The sequence below is a fragment of the Halomonas sp. DP4Y7-1 genome (assembly GCF_019800705.1).
Taxonomy (GTDB): Bacteria; Pseudomonadota; Gammaproteobacteria; order Pseudomonadales; family Halomonadaceae; genus Halomonas; species Halomonas litopenaei_A.
Window position 1 is genome coordinate 72,256 of sequence record NZ_JAHVKS010000010.1, and the last position, 17,511, is coordinate 89,766.

The 17,511-nt window shown below is 61.6% G+C and carries 4 protein-coding genes; all 4 read left to right on the top strand.

Annotation, left to right across the window (positions count from 1 at the left end; genetic code table 11):
* The first annotated feature begins 58 nt into the window (after window positions 1–58).
* Entirely contained in the window at window positions 59–13,276 is a 13,218-nt protein-coding gene (locus tag KUV72_RS17115; protein ID WP_222239196.1) for a non-ribosomal peptide synthetase, read from the top strand.
* A 76-nt stretch (window positions 13,277–13,352) separates the two neighbouring features.
* Window positions 13,353–14,147: a 4'-phosphopantetheinyl transferase gene (locus KUV72_RS17120; protein WP_222239197.1), complete on the top strand. Its 795-nt coding sequence runs from the start codon at window positions 13,353–13,355 to the stop codon at window positions 14,145–14,147.
* A 363-nt stretch (window positions 14,148–14,510) separates the two neighbouring features.
* Window positions 14,511–15,761, top strand: coding sequence for an urea ABC transporter substrate-binding protein (gene urtA / locus KUV72_RS17125; protein WP_261317552.1), 1,251 nt, complete (start codon window positions 14,511–14,513; stop codon window positions 15,759–15,761).
* A 105-nt stretch (window positions 15,762–15,866) separates the two neighbouring features.
* On the top strand, window positions 15,867–17,510 hold the full coding sequence (gene urtB, locus KUV72_RS17130; protein WP_222239199.1) for an urea ABC transporter permease subunit UrtB: 1,644 nt from the start codon (window positions 15,867–15,869) through the stop codon (window positions 17,508–17,510).
* Window position 17,511 lies beyond the last annotated feature (1 nt).

Below are 17,511 nucleotides of genomic sequence, written 5' to 3' on the forward strand. Positions count from 1 at the left end.
GTGGGTAGTGTTGGGTTATCTATGGCGGAATAAGTCCGTTGATTGAGTGCCCAAGATCATGCCTGCTTCATTGCTCTCAGATGCATCAAAAGAATCCGATATCCATCCTCTACATCCTGTCCAGGAAGGCGTCTATGTCTCCCAGATGATCGAACCAAAGAGCTCGAAGTTTCGGCTGGGATGGTACGATGAAGTTCGCTTGGGTTCTCAGCGAGAAGTGGATCGCCTGGCGGATGCCTGGACACTGTTGATCGAGCAGCACGATTGCCTGAGGCTGGTGCTGGAGATCACCCCTGACGGCGACGTAGGCCAGAAGGTGCTGCCGTTTGGTGAGCTGAGGGCATCACTTGAATGTTTGGATTTTTCCCGGGAAGAAGATCCCCGCTCAGCCGCCAGAGAGTGGATGAAAGAACAGATCGATGTGGCGCCAGTCTTTACCGATAGATCCATAGGTCCTGTGTCTTTAAGCTTGATAAGAGTGGGTGAGGATTCCTACTTCCTGTGCTTGATGACTCACCACATTTTTGTCGATGGCGTTGGCCTGGCGGTGCTGCGTGAGTCATTGAGAAAGGCGTATCAATGTCTTCTCGATGACGCGAGTGTCGAGTGGTTGAAGGCGTCTCCCGCCTACCTGCCGCAAGTCTATTCGGCTCGCGATTATTTGATGTCTTCAAGGTATCGCAAGGACGAGGCGTATTGGCGTGACTTTCTGTCATCGCATGAGGTGACGCGTCTGAGTGCCTGGTACCGAAGCTCTACTAAGCAGCAAGGAAAGTGGCTGAACCGAGACCTACCTGAAGCAGTGAACCGCTCGATCAAAGAGTACTGTGAAAGCACGGGTGCCAGCCCCCTGAGCGTCTTGATAGCTGCCTGTGGCTGTCATTTTGCGACACAGACGGCGGGAGATAGCCTGGTCTTTGGTCTGGCTCTCCATGGGCGTCGCGGCAAGAGTGCAGAGCAGACCATCGGGATGCAGGCGAATGCGGCCTTGGTGCACTGTCCAGTCACGGAGATGCGAGAGGCGTCGTTCTCGGACCTGGTGGCGCGAGCGGGGCGAAATACCCTCAAGGCGTTCAGGCACGGCTGCTATCCGGCCGCCGAAGTGCGGCGAATGCAGCAGGACAGCACTCAGGATCACTGCGATATCGTCATGATGTACAACAACTTTGACGATCAGGTGGCGTCCTATACAGAAGAGCTCAACCCCACGGATGTGATCCTTCCACTGCAGATCAAGCTGCTGGACTACGGTAGTGGCAGGAGCCTGCAGATTCGTTTGATCTATTCCGATCACTACTTCAGTGAGTCGGATGCCGAGCAGATGATGAGTGCCATGATCGATCTTATGGCGCGAGGCGTGCGGGCAGCGGACCGTACGGTCGCCAGCCTGTGTCTTCCCAGTGCAGATGATCTCGCCGCAATGCGTCAGTGGAACTCGGCTACGGCTCCCTTGCCCGTGGGCACGACCCTGACCGATATGTTCGAGGCCCAGGTACGTCAGACGCCACAGGCGCCAGCGTTGACCGACGGCCAGGTGACCCTGAGCTTTGCCGAACTCGATGTGCTCTCCAACCGTGTGGCGCATGGACTTCGGCTCCAGAGTGAGCAGCAGCGCGGAAGCGCGCTGGCGCCAGATTCCTTGGTAGGACTCTATCTGGATCGCACCGTGGATCTCGTGGTCGCGATACTCGGTGTGCTGAAGGCAGGCGCCGGTTATCTCCCACTGTCACCGGAGCACCCTGGCGAGCGCCTGGGTTTTATCGCGGCGGATGCCGCGCCTGCTTTCGTCTTGTGTCACGCGCAATATCAGGAGCGGCTGCTGGACGGTCTGACCGCTGTGTCTGATGGTCCCGTCGTATTGACGATAACGTCGGACGCCGCCTGGTTAGGTGAAGAGACTCGCCCTCCTAAGGTGGCCAGCGATCACCATCTCGCCTATGTCATCTACACCTCAGGCACCACCGGGCAGCCCAAGGGTGTGATGGTGGAGCACCGCCATGCAGTGCATCTTGTACTTGCGCAGCAGGCACCTCTCAATGGCCTTTCCTGCGCTTCCAGTCTGCTATATGCCGATACCATTTTTGATGCCAGCGTGTCCGAGTTGTTCGTCGGCATGCTGATGGGGGCGAAGAGTGTGATCTGCTCCCAGGCCGCACGACACGACCCCGCATTGCTGGATCAATTGGCCGAGCAGCAGGCGATAGAACTGGCCACCTTGCCGCCGGTATTGCTAGGCCAGCTCGATCCACAGCGTTGGTCGTCGTTGAAGGCATTGGTGGTCGCGGGGGAGGCGCCGACCGCCAAGCTGATGGATCGTTTCTTCAAACAGGGGCGACGCCTGTTCAATGGGTACGGACCCACCGAAGGCACCGTGTGTGCCACCGAGCACCTGTACCATCCCGGTGATCCGGCGGCACTGATTGGCAAGCCACTGGTCAATGTTCAGGCGCATGTACTGGACAAGCATATGGCTGAGGTGCCGGTAGGTGCCATTGGTGAACTCTACATAGGTGGGGCCGGTGTTGCCCGGGGGTATCTTGGCCGTGTTGAGCTGACCCGGGAGCGCTTCATCGATAATCCTTTTGCCACGGATGAACAGCGTGCCCTGGGGCAGACGCGACTTTACCGCACTGGAGACCTGGTGCGCTGGCTGCCCAGTGGTCATCTACTCTACCTCGGACGTAATGATACCCAGGTCAAGGTGCGGGGCTATCGCATCGAGCTCGGCGAGATCGAAGCTGCGTTGGTGGCCCAGCCCGACGTTCACCAGGCGACGGTTATTGCCTGGGGGGAGTCACCGCATTACGCGTTGGCGGCTTATGTAGTGATGCTAGATGGTCAGAGCCTCGAGCTGGCGAGCCTGAGGCAGCGGCTGGCCGAGCGACTTCCTCCCTACATGCTGCCGACAAGCATTCAGGGAATCGACGCGATTCCGCTGACCATCAACGGCAAGGTGGACAAGCGAGCGTTGCCGGCCCCTAGCCAGACGGCGGTAGGCCGGGATCAGTACGTGGCTCCTCGCACCGAGTTGGAGCAATCGCTGTGCGAGCACTGGGCCAGTGCACTTGGCCTGGAGCGGGTGGGTATCGAGGATGACTTTTTCCAGATTGGCGGTGACTCCATCATTGCCATTCAGCTGGTGGGGCGTCTGCGTCAGGCGGGGATTCGCCTGCAGGGTCGCGATCTCTTCGAAGCCTCTCGCATCTCGTCACTCGCAGCACTGCTGCAGCAACGCATCAGCGTCGATGAAGCGGAACAGGGAACGCTGTCCGGAGCCTTCGCCTTGGCGTCGACCCAACGTCACTGGCTTTCGAGCGGTTCCGCCAAGTGCCGGGGAGGCCGTGCAGCACGGGTAGAGCCGGACGCGCAGCAGCTAACCGTGTTGCCACAGGACCATGACACAGCGGCGGTGGCGGAGGCGTCTACGGGCGTCTACCAGGCTGGCGCTGCCGCCAGTGTGCTGACGGATGCTTTCAGGCTGGCACGTGACTCGGGGCAACTCGTGCTGGTAGAGACGCCAGAGGGCGTCGGTGAACAGGAGATCAAGGTCGCCCTGGGGCGGCTTGCAGATCAGCACGACATGCTGCGTAGTCGCCCCTTGCTGGTTGAGGGTGAATGGCAACAGCACTATATCGCCGACGCCCCTTTGCCTGCGCTAGCGACCCTCGAGGGGTGTGACCATGACGTGGCGACCCAGGCGCTGGCCTTGGCCCGCCAATGGATGGCCTGTGACGCGACGGTTGACCCCTTGTGGCAGTCCGCGCTGATGGTAAGAGAGGGTAAGCCTGACGCGCTGATACTGTTCGTTCACCCCTTGCTGGCAGATCGTACATCCCTGCAGATTCTGCGGCGGGATCTGCAAAGGCTGCTGGCGGGCGAGCCGCTGCCCGCCAAGACCAGCAGTTTTCGTCAGTGGGTGGAGGTGTCAGGAAGCGCCTCTACGCTTGATCACCAGACGTTACCTGCTGCATTGGACGGTCAAAGGCCTGCTGTTGAGGCAGACGCTCTCACCGTGGGGGAAAGTCAGGAGTGGCAGCGTGTCACTCGGTCACTGTCGGCGCAAGACACCCTTGTGCTGCTGAAGGAAGCGCCTGCCGGCTTTCATAGCCGCGTGGACGAGCTGTTGATCAGTGCACTGAGCCAGGCCCTCGCTGACACCCTTGAGCAGCCGGAGGTCATGCTGCTGCTGGAGGGAGACTATCGCCATGCTGGGCGTCATGGCGGGCGACATGGCGGCAACGCTTCGCTCGACCTTGACGCTACGGTCGGGCAATTTACCTTCCCCTACATGCTTTCCGTGTCGGCGACGGGGGAGCTGGATACCTTGGTCATGGGGGTCAAGGAGGCGGTGCGAGCACACCTGGACGGAGCACTCGCCCCGATGGGACAGGGCGGCGCGTCAGACCCCTTGTCGCGACCTTCGCCATCCCCTGTGCTAGACACGTCGTCACTCTCTGCATCACAGGGCGGGGCACAGCCCCTGGCCAGCTTTTGCTTCCTGGGTGACGTGGCGGAGGACACTCAGCACCTGCTCGACGTCGAGTTGAGCGGCATGGTGGATCCAGGTCCTGCTGGCGAGTCGATGGCGATGCTGCAAGTGCAGGTCGTCAGTCGGGTGGCCGGGGGTGAGCTACAGGTGGATCTGGTGACCTGCCTGGGGGCTGAGACCGCCTGCACGCTGGCCGAGTCCTTTCTGACGAGACTGACCGAAGTCGTGCAATTGGCGCTGGAAGCCTCCCGCGGTAACGGCAGGCACACGCCTTCTGACTTTGCTATTCAAGGCATCTCGATGGAGAGGTGGCTGCGCCTGACAGATCGCCGCGATGTGGAGGCGGTCTACGTTGCGACGAGCTTGCAGAAGGGCATGATTTCCCATGCGCTGAACTATCCCGAAGATGATGCGTATCGTGTTCAGGTGCTGGTGGATTACACGGCGGGTGTCAACCTGGATCAGTATCGGCGAGCCTGGGAGCTGGTGGTGGCTCAGTACGAGAGTCTCAGGATTGGCTTCGATTGGGACGGCGACGAGATTCTGCAGTTGGCAGAACGCCAGATTGCCTTGTCGGATCGCCATTTCAGGGTTCGAGACCTCTCGTCCGTTCGCCCGGAAGATCAGGAGCATATTATCGAGGAAGCGCGCCAGGCTGATCGCGACGAAGGTTTTGACCTGTCGTTGCCTGGACTCTTCCGGGTTACCGTGTTCAGCCGAGTAGACAGCAACGCCACGGTGCTGATTACCGTTCACCATGCGATCAGCGATGGTTGGTCGACCTCGCTACTGTGGCAGGGCCTGCATGGCTTCTACGATGCGCTGACTCAGGGACGGTGCCCCACGGTGTGTCGCGACCGTGCCTATGGTGCGGCTCAGCGTCATTATCTCAATCATCGCAGACGTTCCGCGGCCTGGTGGCAACAAAAGCGGAGTGCCTGGCAGGGCCCCACAACGCTCGACGGCTTGCTCGCCGGCCGCGGATGGCGGGAGGCGCGGGTGGTGCAGCAGCCGCTGTCGTCAGCCTTGACCGTGGATGAGGACCTTTATCGCCGCATGCAGGCCCTGTGTCACGCCTCCGGTCTTACCTTCAATACGCTGGTTCAGATGTCCTGGCACAAGCTGCTGCAAGGGTTCAGTGGTGCCATCCAGACCATTACCGGGATGACGTTGTCGGGCCGCGATCTACCCGTAGAAGGGATCGAGCACAGCATCGGTCTCTACATCAATACCTTGCCCCTCGTCATCGACTGGGATGCCAAGGCGACGGTGCGCGATGTGCTCAACGCGGTGCAGCGTACGACCGTGGATATGAACACCTATACCGAAGTGTCTCTGGCAGAGCTGCAGGAGGGAGGCCAGCGGCTGTTCCATAGCCTGGTGGTATTCGAGAACTATCCAGCCCCGGCAGAGGGCGGCGCCTTGGAGCAGACGCGCTCGGTGCGGGCGATCCAGGAAAAACTGGACTATCCACTTGCCCTTGTTGCTAGAGAGATGGGGGGGAAACTGATCTTCCGCCTGGACTCGGACAGCCGCTGGTTGAGCGATGCTGATGCGATGGCGTTGCTGCAGCGGCTGGTGAGGGTCATTGGGCAAGTGGTAGATGCTCCCGATGCGCGCCATGTAGATCTGTCGCTACTGCTGAAGGGCGAGCGGGAGTTGATCCAGCACTGGAATGCAACCAGCGCTCCCCGCCGTTCCGGTGCCACCCTGCATGGACTGTTCGAGGCCCAGGTGGCGCGCACCCCGGAGGCCACGGCGCTGGTGGATGAGCACACCTCGCTGACCTATCGAGAGCTGGACGCACGGGCCAATCAGGTCGCTCATGGGCTGCGCCACGAGTACGCCAGCGCCCATGCCGGGCAGCCGATGGCACCCGATACTCGAGTAGGCCTGTACCTGGACCGTCGTGTCGACATGATCGTGGCGATCCTTGGCATTCTCAAGGCAGGAGGCGCCTACGTCCCCCTGTCGCCCGAGCATCCGCGGGACCGGTCCGTGTTCATGGCCGACGACGCCAAGCTGGGAGTGCTGCTTTGCCAGCAGGAGTATCAGGCCCGCTGGAGCGAAGGCATGGAGGAAGTCGCATCGAAGCCTGTATTGCTGACGATGGCGGCCGATGCCACCTGGCTGGGGGCGTCTGAGCCCGTGGCACCGATGGCCCAGGAAGATCACCTGGCGTATGTGATCTACACCTCGGGCACGACGGGGACCCCCAAGGGCGTGATGATCGAGCACCGCCATGCCGTCCACCTGGTCGAGGCCCAGCAAGAGCGCTTTGGCGTGCTGGATTGCACTACCAGCCTGCTCTATGCGGACATTATCTTCGATGCCAGCGTGTTCGAGCTGTTCGTCAGCCTGGCGTCGGGACTTCGCTGCGTGCTGTGTTCGCAGGAAGCCAGACGGGATGTGGCCTTGCTGAATGACCTGGCCCAGAGCTACCAGATCGAGCTGACCATTCTGCCGCCGGTCATGCTCGGGCAGCTGGATCCGGCCTGTTGGCGTTCGTTGAAGACGCTGGTGGTGGGAGGAGAGGCGCCGGTCAGGGACTTTCTCGACCGCTTCCATCGCGAGGACCTGAGGCTTTTTAACGCCTACGGACCTACCGAGGGCACCGTCTGTGCCACGGCTCACCGCTATCAGCCTGGGGATCCCTCCGCCAAGATCGGCAAGCCACTGACCAACGTGCAGGTGCATGTGCTTGATGAGCAGATGGCGCCGGTGCCCGTCGGTGCCGTTGGAGAGCTGTATATCGGCGGCGCTGGGGTGGGTCGGGGATATCTGCATCGCGATGGGTTGACCCGGGAGCGCTTCGTGGCGGACCCCTTCGCGGGGACAAGCACTCACGGTGAGCAAGGGGCACGTCTGTATCGCACGGGCGATATGGTGAGGTGGCTGCAGGACGGCAGCCTGATCTATCTGGGACGTAACGATGACCAGGTGAAGATACGCGGGTACCGCATCGAGCTGGGTGAGGTCGAGACCGCATTGACGTCGCAGCCGGAGATCAGCCAGGCGGTGGTCGTGGCCCACGGTCAGCCAGGGCAGCAGAGTCTGGCGGCCTATGTGATCCTGGCGCCAGAGCGAACCATCAGCATGCCGGAGCTGCGCCATCGGCTGGCGGAGCGGCTGCCGTCCTACATGATGCCGGCAAGCTGCACCTGCATCGACGCGATACCCCTGACGATCAATGGCAAGCTGGATCGTCAGGCGCTTCCCGAACCCGAGGAAGAGGATCGCCAGCAGTCCTATGTGGCGCCTCGCACCACCTTGGAAGCAACACTCTGCGAGCATTGGGCGCGGGTGCTGGGACGTGAAAGGGTCGGCATCGAGGACGACTTCTTCCAGATTGGTGGCGACTCCATCATCAGCATTCAACTGGTCGCCAGACTGAGGCAGGCGGGGATTGCCTTGCAGGGTCGGGACATCTTTGACGCGCCTCGCATCTCGTCGCTGGCGGCCCGCCTGGCCCAGCGTCAGGATGGGGCCGACATCGATGCCGAGCAGGGCCGGCTTGCCGGCACGTTCTCGCTGTTGCCGATTCAATCGTGGTTTTTCGAGCAGGAATTTGCCCAGCCGGGGCATTGGAATCAGGCCTTCATGGTGGCCATACCCGAGCGCGTGACCGTGCCCGAGCTGCAAGAGGCCCTGGTGGCACTGAGCCACCAGCACGACATGCTCTGCTGCCGGTTCGTGCGCGAGAAAACGGGGTATCGGCAGTGCTATGCACCGGACATGATGCCCGCCCCGGTGATCACCCTGTCGGTGACGGAGGGTGACGATGAGTGGCTCCAGCAGGAACTGACGCGGCATCAGAGCCAGTTTGATATCGAGCGTGGTCCGCTGTGGCAGGTGATCCACCTCAGCGGCTATGACGATGGCCGCTCGCGCCTCTGTTTTGCCCTGCATCATCTGGTAGTGGACGCAGTGTCCTGGCGGATTCTGGCACGGGATCTGGTGCAGTTGCTGGAAGGCGGCAGCCTGCCGTCCAAGACCACCAGCTATCGTCAGTGGGTGGCGGCGGTCCATCGCTACGCCCAGGAGCACACCGAGCAGGCCAGTTACTGGCGGCATGTCGTGGCTGCGGATGGCGGGGAGCAGTGGCTCGAGGAAAGGTGCCTGCAGCAGGCATTACAAGCACCTGCCTCGGCGACGCTGGAATTTTCTCGAGAGGACACCGATGCACTGCTGCATCAGGCCCCTGCCGGCTATCACACCCAGATCAATGATCTGCTGGTGAGTGCCGTGTCGCTGGCGCTGGCAGATGTGCTGAAGCAGTCAGACGTGACCCTGCTGCTGGAAGGCCATGGTCGTCAGCCCCTGGAAGATCGAATCGACCTGTCATCTACCCTGGGCTGGTTCACGGTCCAGTACCCGGTGCGGGTCAATACCGAGGGTGACACTGAAGAGGTGATCATCAGGACCAAGGAAGGGCTTCGTGGCATTCCCGACGGCGGTCTTGGCTTCGGTGCGCTGAAGCAGGCCGGCTGGTTGCCGGAAGCCTCGATGCCGCGGATCAGCTTCAACTATCTTGGCCAGTTCTCCGCGCCGCAGCAGGCGACCTATGGACTGGTAGTTGAGCCCTGCGGGCGGGCCATGTCGCCGGACAATCGCGATCGTTTTGTCATCAACATCAACGGCGCCGTGCTCGACGATCAGCTGTTCTTCGACGTCACCACCCAGCTGGGAGAAAGCGTTTCCATCGAGGTAAGAGACCGTCTGCAGGAGCGACTTCAAGAGGTGGCCGCCACGGCCATGGGTGCGGCGCGCACTGGTGGCGTGCGCACACCTTCGGACTTCGATGTCACAGGGTTGACCCTGTCTCGTCTGAGTTCTCTGGAGCAGCGCTACGATGTCGAGGCGCTGTATGCCGCCAACAGTCTGCAGGTGGGGATGATCTTCCATGCCTTGAATCATCCCGAGGACGATGCCTACCGCGTGCAGCTGCTGGTCGACTATTCAGAGGGCTTGCGCATCGACCACTATCGCCGCGCTTGGGAGCTGTTGGTGGAGCACTATCCGAGCCTGCGTATCGGCTTTGACTGGGAGGAGGGCGATATCCTGCAGGTGGTGGCGAGATCACTGACGCTGGATGAACACTGCTTCCGTCTTCGGGACATCAGCGACGTACCGCTCGAGGAGCATGATCGAACCATTGAGGAGATTCAGGCGCAGGATCGTTTGGAGAGTTTCGACCTGTCGCGCCCGGGACTGTTCCGCGTCACGCTGATTCAGCGCGGCACTCACGGAGTGACCGTGCTGGTCAATACCCATCATGCGGTGACCGACGGATGGTCGACCGCCCTGTTGTGGCAAAGCCTGCATGGCTACTTCGACGCCATCGAGCGGGGGGAGCATCCTCGTCCGGGGCGCGATGATGCCTACGCCGAGGCTCAGCGCTATCAGCTGCGACAGGCAGATGCTACCCGCTCCTATTGGGCCGCCAAGAAGGTGACCTGGGAAGGTGAGACCAGTCTGGAGGGGCTGCTCGAGGGTCGCGAGTGGCGTGATGCTCGGGTCATACGGAACCCGATATCGGCAGGTCTGGTGCTGGAGGAGCGGGTGCAGGACGGCATGCAGTCTCTGTGTCACGAGCTGGGTGTCACCCTGAACACCATCGTGCAGACGGCTTGGCACAAGCTCTTGCAGGTCTACAGCGGAGCCTCCCAGACCATCACCGGCATGACGCTTTCCGGGCGCGATATCGCGGTGCAGGGGATCGAGCAGAGCGCGGGTCTGTTCATCAATACGCTGCCGCTGGTCATCGACTGGCCCTCCGATGGCAGGGTACGTGATGTGCTCGCCACTGTTCAGGCCACCACCCTGGAGATGAACACCCACTGTGGAATTCCCTTGGCCGAGCTGCAGCCTGGGGCGCAGCGGCTGTTTCACAGCCTGGTGGTGTTCGAGAATTACCCGGTGGCCAAGGCCGACGGTGAAAGCGGAGACACCAAGCGTCATGTGCGCGGGGCCCAGGAAAAGGTCAACTACCCGCTGTCGCTGATCGTCTTCATGGACCAGGGTCGGCTGTCGTTCAAGCTGGAGTCTGACGCCAGCTGGTTGAGTGAAGACAACGCTCAGCGTTTGCTCGAGCGTCTGGCCTATGTGGTGGGGCAGATGGTGCATATCGCGGCGACGGGCGGTCGTCACTCCGAGATCGAGCTGTTGCTTAAAGAGGAGAAAGCGCAACTGCTGGACCAGTGGAACAGCACTCATCAGCCGCTGACCTCCGCCATGACCCTGCATGGCCTGTTTGAGGACCAGGTGGCAAGGACCCCAGACGCCATTGCCCTTGTCGATGACGCGGTCCAGCTAAGCTATGCACAGCTGAACCGCAGAGCCAATCGCGTTGCGCATGGTCTGCGTAAGCAGCACGTCGAGCTGTTCCAGCGGCCGATCACCGCGGATACGTTGATTGGCCTCTACCTGGATCGCGATGTCGACCTGATCGTGGCCATCCTCGGGATTCTCAAGGCGGGGGCCGCCTACGTACCGATGTCGCCGGAGCATCCGAACGAGCGTTCCCGTTTTATCGTGGAGGATGCTGGCCTCGGCTTGGTGCTGTGTCATGAGCACTACCGTTCAAGGCTGCATGAATGGTGGTCCGACATGGCGCAGATGCCCGGGCTGGTGACGCTGACCGATGACGCCGCTTGGCTGGGCTCGGAAGCCGACGCGACAGCGGTCGCAACGCCGGACAGTCTGGCGTATGTCATCTACACCTCAGGCACCACGGGGGTGCCGAAAGGGGCGATGATCGAGCACCGTCATGCGGTCAATCTGGTGGCGGCCCAGCGGCAGCGGTTTGGGATGGACGAGTGTGCCACCAGCCTGCTGTTCGCCGACGTCATCTTTGACGCCAGCGTGTTTGAGCTGTTTGTCAGCCTTGCCTGTGGCCTTCGCTGTGTCGTGTGTTCTCACGAGGTCAGGCGAGATGTGCTTGAGCTTGACCGAGTGGCTAGAGAGCAGCAAATCGAACTGGCCATCCTGCCCCCGGTCATGCTCGGGCAGCTTGACCCGAGCCACTGGCGCTCGCTCAAGACGCTGGTGGTGGGTGGTGAGGCGCCTGTCACCGAGCTGCTTGACCGCTTCTATCGGGACGATCTGCGTCTCTACAATGCCTATGGTCCCACCGAAGCCGCGGTCTGCGCGACGGCCCATCGCTATCACCCAGGAGACGCCGCCCAGCAGATCGGTACGCCGCTGTTGAATACCCAGGTATATGTTCTTGATCAAGGCATGCGGCCTGTCCCGGTGGGCGCCACAGGAGAACTCTACATTGGCGGAGCCGGTGTAGGACGGGGCTATCTGAACCGTGACAGCCTGACCCAGGAGCGCTTCCTCGACAACCCGCTGGCGCCGGAGCCGGATGCACGTTGTCGCGGTAGCCATCGTCTCTACCGCACGGGTGACCTGGTCCGCTGGCTACCGGATGGCGGCCTGCTCTACCTGGGGCGTAATGATGCTCAGGTGAAAATCAGGGGCAATCGTATTGAACTGGGTGAGATCGAAGCGGCATTGACGGCTCAGCCGGAGGTACGCCAGGCGGTAGTGGTGGCTTATGGCGACGCCGGTCAGCAAAGTCTTGCCGCCTATGTGGTGTCTGCGGAGGAACAGCAGATCGAGGTCGCCACCTTGAAACAGCGTCTATCGGAGCGGCTGCCGTCCTATATGGTGCCAGCCAGCTGCCAGTTCATTGACGCGATTCCGTTGACCATCAACGGCAAGCTCAACCGCAAGGCGCTTCCTGCACCGACCCTGGAGGGCTCCGCCCAAGCCTACGTGGCGCCCAGGACGTCACTCGAGGCTCAGCTGTGCCAGCAGTGGCAAGAGGTGCTGGGCCATGAGCGGGTCGGCGTCGAGGATGACTTCTTCCTGCTGGGAGGAGACTCGATCAAGCTGATCAAGTTGACCTCCCTGATGCGGGCCCAGGCAGGGCACACGGTGTCCGTATCGGCGTTCTATCGCTACACCACGGTGTCCCAGCTGGCCGAGTTCATCGCCTGCGGGGAAGGCGAGGAGCTCAGCATGCTGATGCGCTTCCTCGGCGGCGGCAGGGAGAGCGGCAGTAAGCTGTTCATGGTTCATGCAGGCTACGGCAACAGTGATGTCTACAGGACGTTGGTCGACGCCATGGGTGAACACTACGCCTGTTACGGCATCGATAACTACAACCACACCGTGGTCCAACCGGAAGCCTCTTTGATCAATATTGCGGCGCTCTACCTCAAGGTCATGGAGGAGCATCTGGCGGTGGATGAGGAGGTGCGCCTGCTGGGTTGGTCACTGGGCGGCAATATCGCCACCGAGATGGCCTGGCAGCTGGAGCAGCGAGGCTTCACCAAGGTTCGTCTGTACCTGCTGGACACCTACTTCAACATGGGGGATGCGGACTTTCTCGGCAATGCCAAGGACGTGCGCGATGACTTCGAGAAGGAGTTGGTCAACAAGGGTATTCCGCCGGATGAATTTCTGTTGAACCGCTGGGAGGAGCTGTACGAGGTCAACCGTGACATGCTGCGCTCCGCCCATGAACGACCGCTGACGAGCACTCAGGTCGTGCTGTTCAAGGCGCTGGAAGAGGTGGCGCCCGTCGAGGGCAGACCTGGTGGTGTCCCCGATGACCTGGTGCTGAGCTCGGTCTTTGACAACAACGTTGCCGAGTTCTCACGTACGGTACCCGCCCTCATTCCATGCCCGGGAGTGACCCATATGGGGATGCTGGATGCCGTTGACTGGATCGCCGAGGTGCTGGTCAAAGACCTGACCGACCCCTTGAAGACGTAAGCGTATCGGCCCCGGTGATGCAGTATGTGAAATGTGACTGCCTGAGCCGTTTAGCCCCCGTCGGTCGAGAAGGGGAATGAGCTTCATCTCGATCGGCGGGGCTGGCACTCCGCTCACGGGCGACCGACAGGCCTACGGCCAGCCCTTCCAGCTGAGGGCACTGCACCGGCCTGGGCTCGCTATCGCTGGCTTCTGGCTCGCTAGCAGTGGGGCGGGTCAAACGTCGTGGGCGGGCAGCAAGGAGCCTGTGCGACAAGCGCTGGCCAGGGTGCCGTTGCCGGCTGAATTGGAGGGCGCTGTGGCGAAACGGCGCGATGAGTACCGGGCCGGGCGCCTCTGCGCGGTCTATGCGCTTGGTCTGTTGGGCATCGACAGCGGGGTGCCGGGCAGGGGGGCTGACCGTCTTCCGCGGTGGCCCCCTGGCGTGCTTGGCAGCATCTCTCACTGCAGCGACCTGGCGTTATCCGCCGTGGCATCCTCTGATTTATATGCAGGGGTGGGCATTGACGTAGAGCAGTGTCTGGACGCTGATGAGGCCGATAGCGTGGCAGAGGTGGTCGCGAGTGGTGCTGAACTCCTGCACCTTCCTGGGTGGCTATCGAGGCCTATGGCGGTGACGCTTCTTTTCAGTGCAAAGGAGGCGATCTACAAGGCCATCTTTCCTGACCTAAAGCGCTACGTGGACTTCGCGGAGGTCTGTCTGCATCGTGCGCTGCCTGGCCTTCTTGTCTTTCGTCCGTCGTGCGCATGGCAATCTGCTGGACCACCCCACGGGAGGGCGCCTTGGCACGAGCATATCGAGTGGCCTGTGGCCTTCCATATTGAGGCGGGCAAGGTGGTCACCCTATGCGTGCTCAGCGGTGAGTCGTAAGGCGGCGCTTAACAGAATGGCGCGGAACGTCTTGAAGAACGTTGCGCAGGCTGTGGGATGGCGGACGTCAACGTCTGCTTTTGGTGCAAGTCGGCAAGGGTGGCTGCACCATGAGGGTGCCTTTGCCAGTCCGAAGAGAACCGGGAGATAACACCGGGGCCCGTGAAAACATAAGTGGCATGGAACTTGCTTTGTCAGAGTGAGGCGACGATCGCGCACCGCGACCTGTCGCCACGACTCCGATAACGACAACGTCACCCTGGAGAATTTCCCATGTCCTTAGCTTCGGCCTCTGCTGTGCTTAATCCTGCCCGCCGTTCCTTGGCGCTTTCTGCCTTTGCGCTGTCAGCACTGTCTGTGGCGATGGCGGCTCCCGCCGTTGCCGACGAGGACCCGATCAAGGTCGGCATCCTGCATTCTCTGTCCGGCACCATGGCGATCAGCGAGTCGACGCTCAAGGACACCATGCTGATGCTGATCGAGCAGCAGAATGAAGCGGGGGGATTGCTGGGTCGCGAGCTGGAGCCGGTGGTGGTTGACCCGGCATCCAACTGGCCGCTGTTTGCCGAGAAAGCGCGTGAGCTGTTGGCCCAGGATGAGGTCGACGTGATCTTCGGCAACTGGACCTCGGTCTCTCGCAAGTCCGTGCTGCCGGTGGTGGAAGAGCTTAATGGACTGCTGTTCTACCCGGTTCAGTATGAGGGGGAGGAGTCCTCCGAGAACGTCTTCTACACCGGCGCTGCACCGAATCAGCAGGCCATTCCGGCCGTCGACTACCTGATGAACGATGTCGGCGTGGAGCGCTGGGTGCTGGCGGGTACCGACTACGTCTATCCGCGCACCACCAACAAGATCCTTGAGGCCTACCTGAAGTCCCAGGGGGTGGCCGACGAGGACATCATGGTCAACTACACCCCTTTCGGTCACTCGGATTGGCAGAACATCGTCTCCGAGATCAAGCAGTTTGGCGGAGTGGGCAAGAAAACCGCCGTGGTCTCCACGATCAACGGCGACGCCAATGTTCCCTTCTATCGTGAGCTGGCCAATCAGGGCGTTGATGCCGCCGATATTCCCGTCGTTGCCTTCTCCGTAGGTGAGCAGGAGCTGTCCGGCCTGGATACGGCTCCCTTGGTAGGCCATCTGGCAGCCTGGAACTACTTCATGAGCGTCGACGAAGACGCCAACTACGACTTTATCGACGCCTGGTACGACTATACCGGCGACGACAACGCCGTGACCAACGACCCCATGGAAGCTCACTACATTGGCTTCAACATGTGGACAGAAGCGGTGCGCAAGGCCGGTACCACCGAGGTGGACGCCGTCAAGGAAGCCATTATTGGGGTGTCGGTGCCCAACCTCACCGGTGGTTACGCCACCATGATGCCCAACCACCACATCACCAAGCCCGTGCTGATCGGTGAAATCCAGGACAACGGCCAATTCTCGGTGGTGTGGGAAACGCCCTCCACCGTCGCTGGGGATGCCTGGTCAGACTACCTGGAAGGCTCCCGCGATCTGATCAGCGACTGGCGTGCACCGCTCGAGTGCGGCAACTACAACGTGGTGCAGGGTAGCTGCGGCGGCGGCGCTGACGTTGCTGCCACGGAGTGACATTCGCTACCAAAAACACGGCCGGGGCGCCATGACGTCCCGGCCAGGACCACGCCCATCATGATGCCCTTGACGATCTGACAAGGGCGCTCACGGAATTCCGCTATGAACACAACAGCATGGCGATACTGGTTGAAGGCGCTGCTGCTGGTCAGCCTGGTCGCTCTTGGGCCATGTGCTCTTGGACAGGACAATGCCGCAGCGCAGGACACCAGTGCAACTCCAGAGGAAGACGCTGGTCGCGAGCTGCTGCAGGCACTCGCTGAGGCCAACTTTCGCGAAAAAGAAGCGGCTATCGATGCCATCGCCGCGAGTGGTGACACGCGCGCACGCGGATGGCTCGAGAGTTTCGCCGAGGGCAAGCTGGCCCAGGTCAAGGACAGCGGCGACATTGTCGTGATTCTGGCCAACCGAGGCCGGCAATGGCCGGTGGCAGACGCGCTCACCATGGAAGAGGCAGGGGAGGTGTCGCGGCGCGAGCTTGACCGGGTCGCCATCAACAATCGTCTGCGTGGCCACCTGGACAGCACCCTGGCCCTGCTGGATCTGCGCGTCGATGATCCCGCGCAGCGGCTGATTGCAGCGAAAGCGCTGCTGGGGGACGTCGATACCGAGGTGGTGGAGTCCCTGTCGGAACTTGCCCAGAACGAGAGTGACCCGGAGGTGGCGGCGGCCCTGACCCAGGCGATTGCCATCCACCGACTGGAGCAGGGCGACAGCACCGCTGTCGCGGACCTCGCCGGCAGTCTGAATGGACAGGTCAGGGCGGCATTGATGCAGGCCAGCCGCAGCGAAGACGCCATGGTGGCCGACGCGGCGTCCGCAGCGCTGGCTGACATTGAGCAGTCGCTGAAGCTCAATCGCGCCGCAGAGACGCTGTACTTTGGCCTTTCGCTGGGCTCTGTCCTGGTCCTGGCCGCTATTGGTCTGGCGATCACCTTCGGCGTGATGGGTGTGATCAACATGGCTCACGGCGAACTGATCATGCTGGGAGCCTACACCACCTGGGCGATGCAGCAGCTGTTGCCGGGGCAGCCGGGGCTGGCGCTGCTGCTGGCGATACCGGCAGGCTTTCTGGTGGCGGCACTGGTGGGTGTCGCGATCGAGCGGGGCGTCATCCAGTTTCTGAAGGGGCGTCCGCTGGAAACCCTGCTGGCCACCTTTGGTGTCAGCCTGATCTTGCAGCAGCTGGTACGTACGCTGATTTCTCCCCTGAATCGTACCGTGGTGACGCCGGAGTGGATGAGCGGCTCGCTGTTCATCAACGATGCGCTGTCGCTGACCCTCAACCGGCTGTACGTGCTCGGGTTTGCGGTGCTGGTCTTTGCCGCGCTGATGCTGGTCATGCGCAGGACGCGATTGGGCCTGGAGGTGAGAGCTGTCACCCAGAATCGTGCCATGGCCCGCTCCATGGGGATTCGGGCGACCCGTGTCGATATCTTGACGTTTGCGTTGGGCTCCGGCGTGGCAGGCCTTGCTGGCGTGGCGCTGTCCCAGCTGACCAACGTGGGTCCCAACCTGGGTCAGAACTACATCATCGATTCCTTCATGGTGGTGGTGTTCGGTGGCGTCGGTAACCTGTGGGGCACCCTGGTCGCCGGGCTCTCGCTTGGCGTGATCAATCAGGTACTTGAGCCCTGGGCCGGGGCAGTGCTGGCCAAGATTCTGGTGCTGGTGTTCATCATTCTGTTCATTCAAAAGCGGCCGCGGGGACTGTTCCCGCAGAAAGGCCGCGCGGCGGAGGGCTGAG

Coding starts and splice junctions, on each gene's coding strand:
- KUV72_RS17115 (WP_222239196.1), top strand. CDS start 59: ATGCCTGCTTCATTGCTCTCAGATGCATCAAAAGAATCCGATATCCAT.
- KUV72_RS17120 (WP_222239197.1), top strand. CDS start 13,353: ATGAGCTTCATCTCGATCGGCGGGGCTGGCACTCCGCTCACGGGCGAC.
- urtA (WP_261317552.1), top strand. CDS start 14,511: ATGGCGGCTCCCGCCGTTGCCGACGAGGACCCGATCAAGGTCGGCATC.
- urtB (WP_222239199.1), top strand. CDS start 15,867: ATGAACACAACAGCATGGCGATACTGGTTGAAGGCGCTGCTGCTGGTC.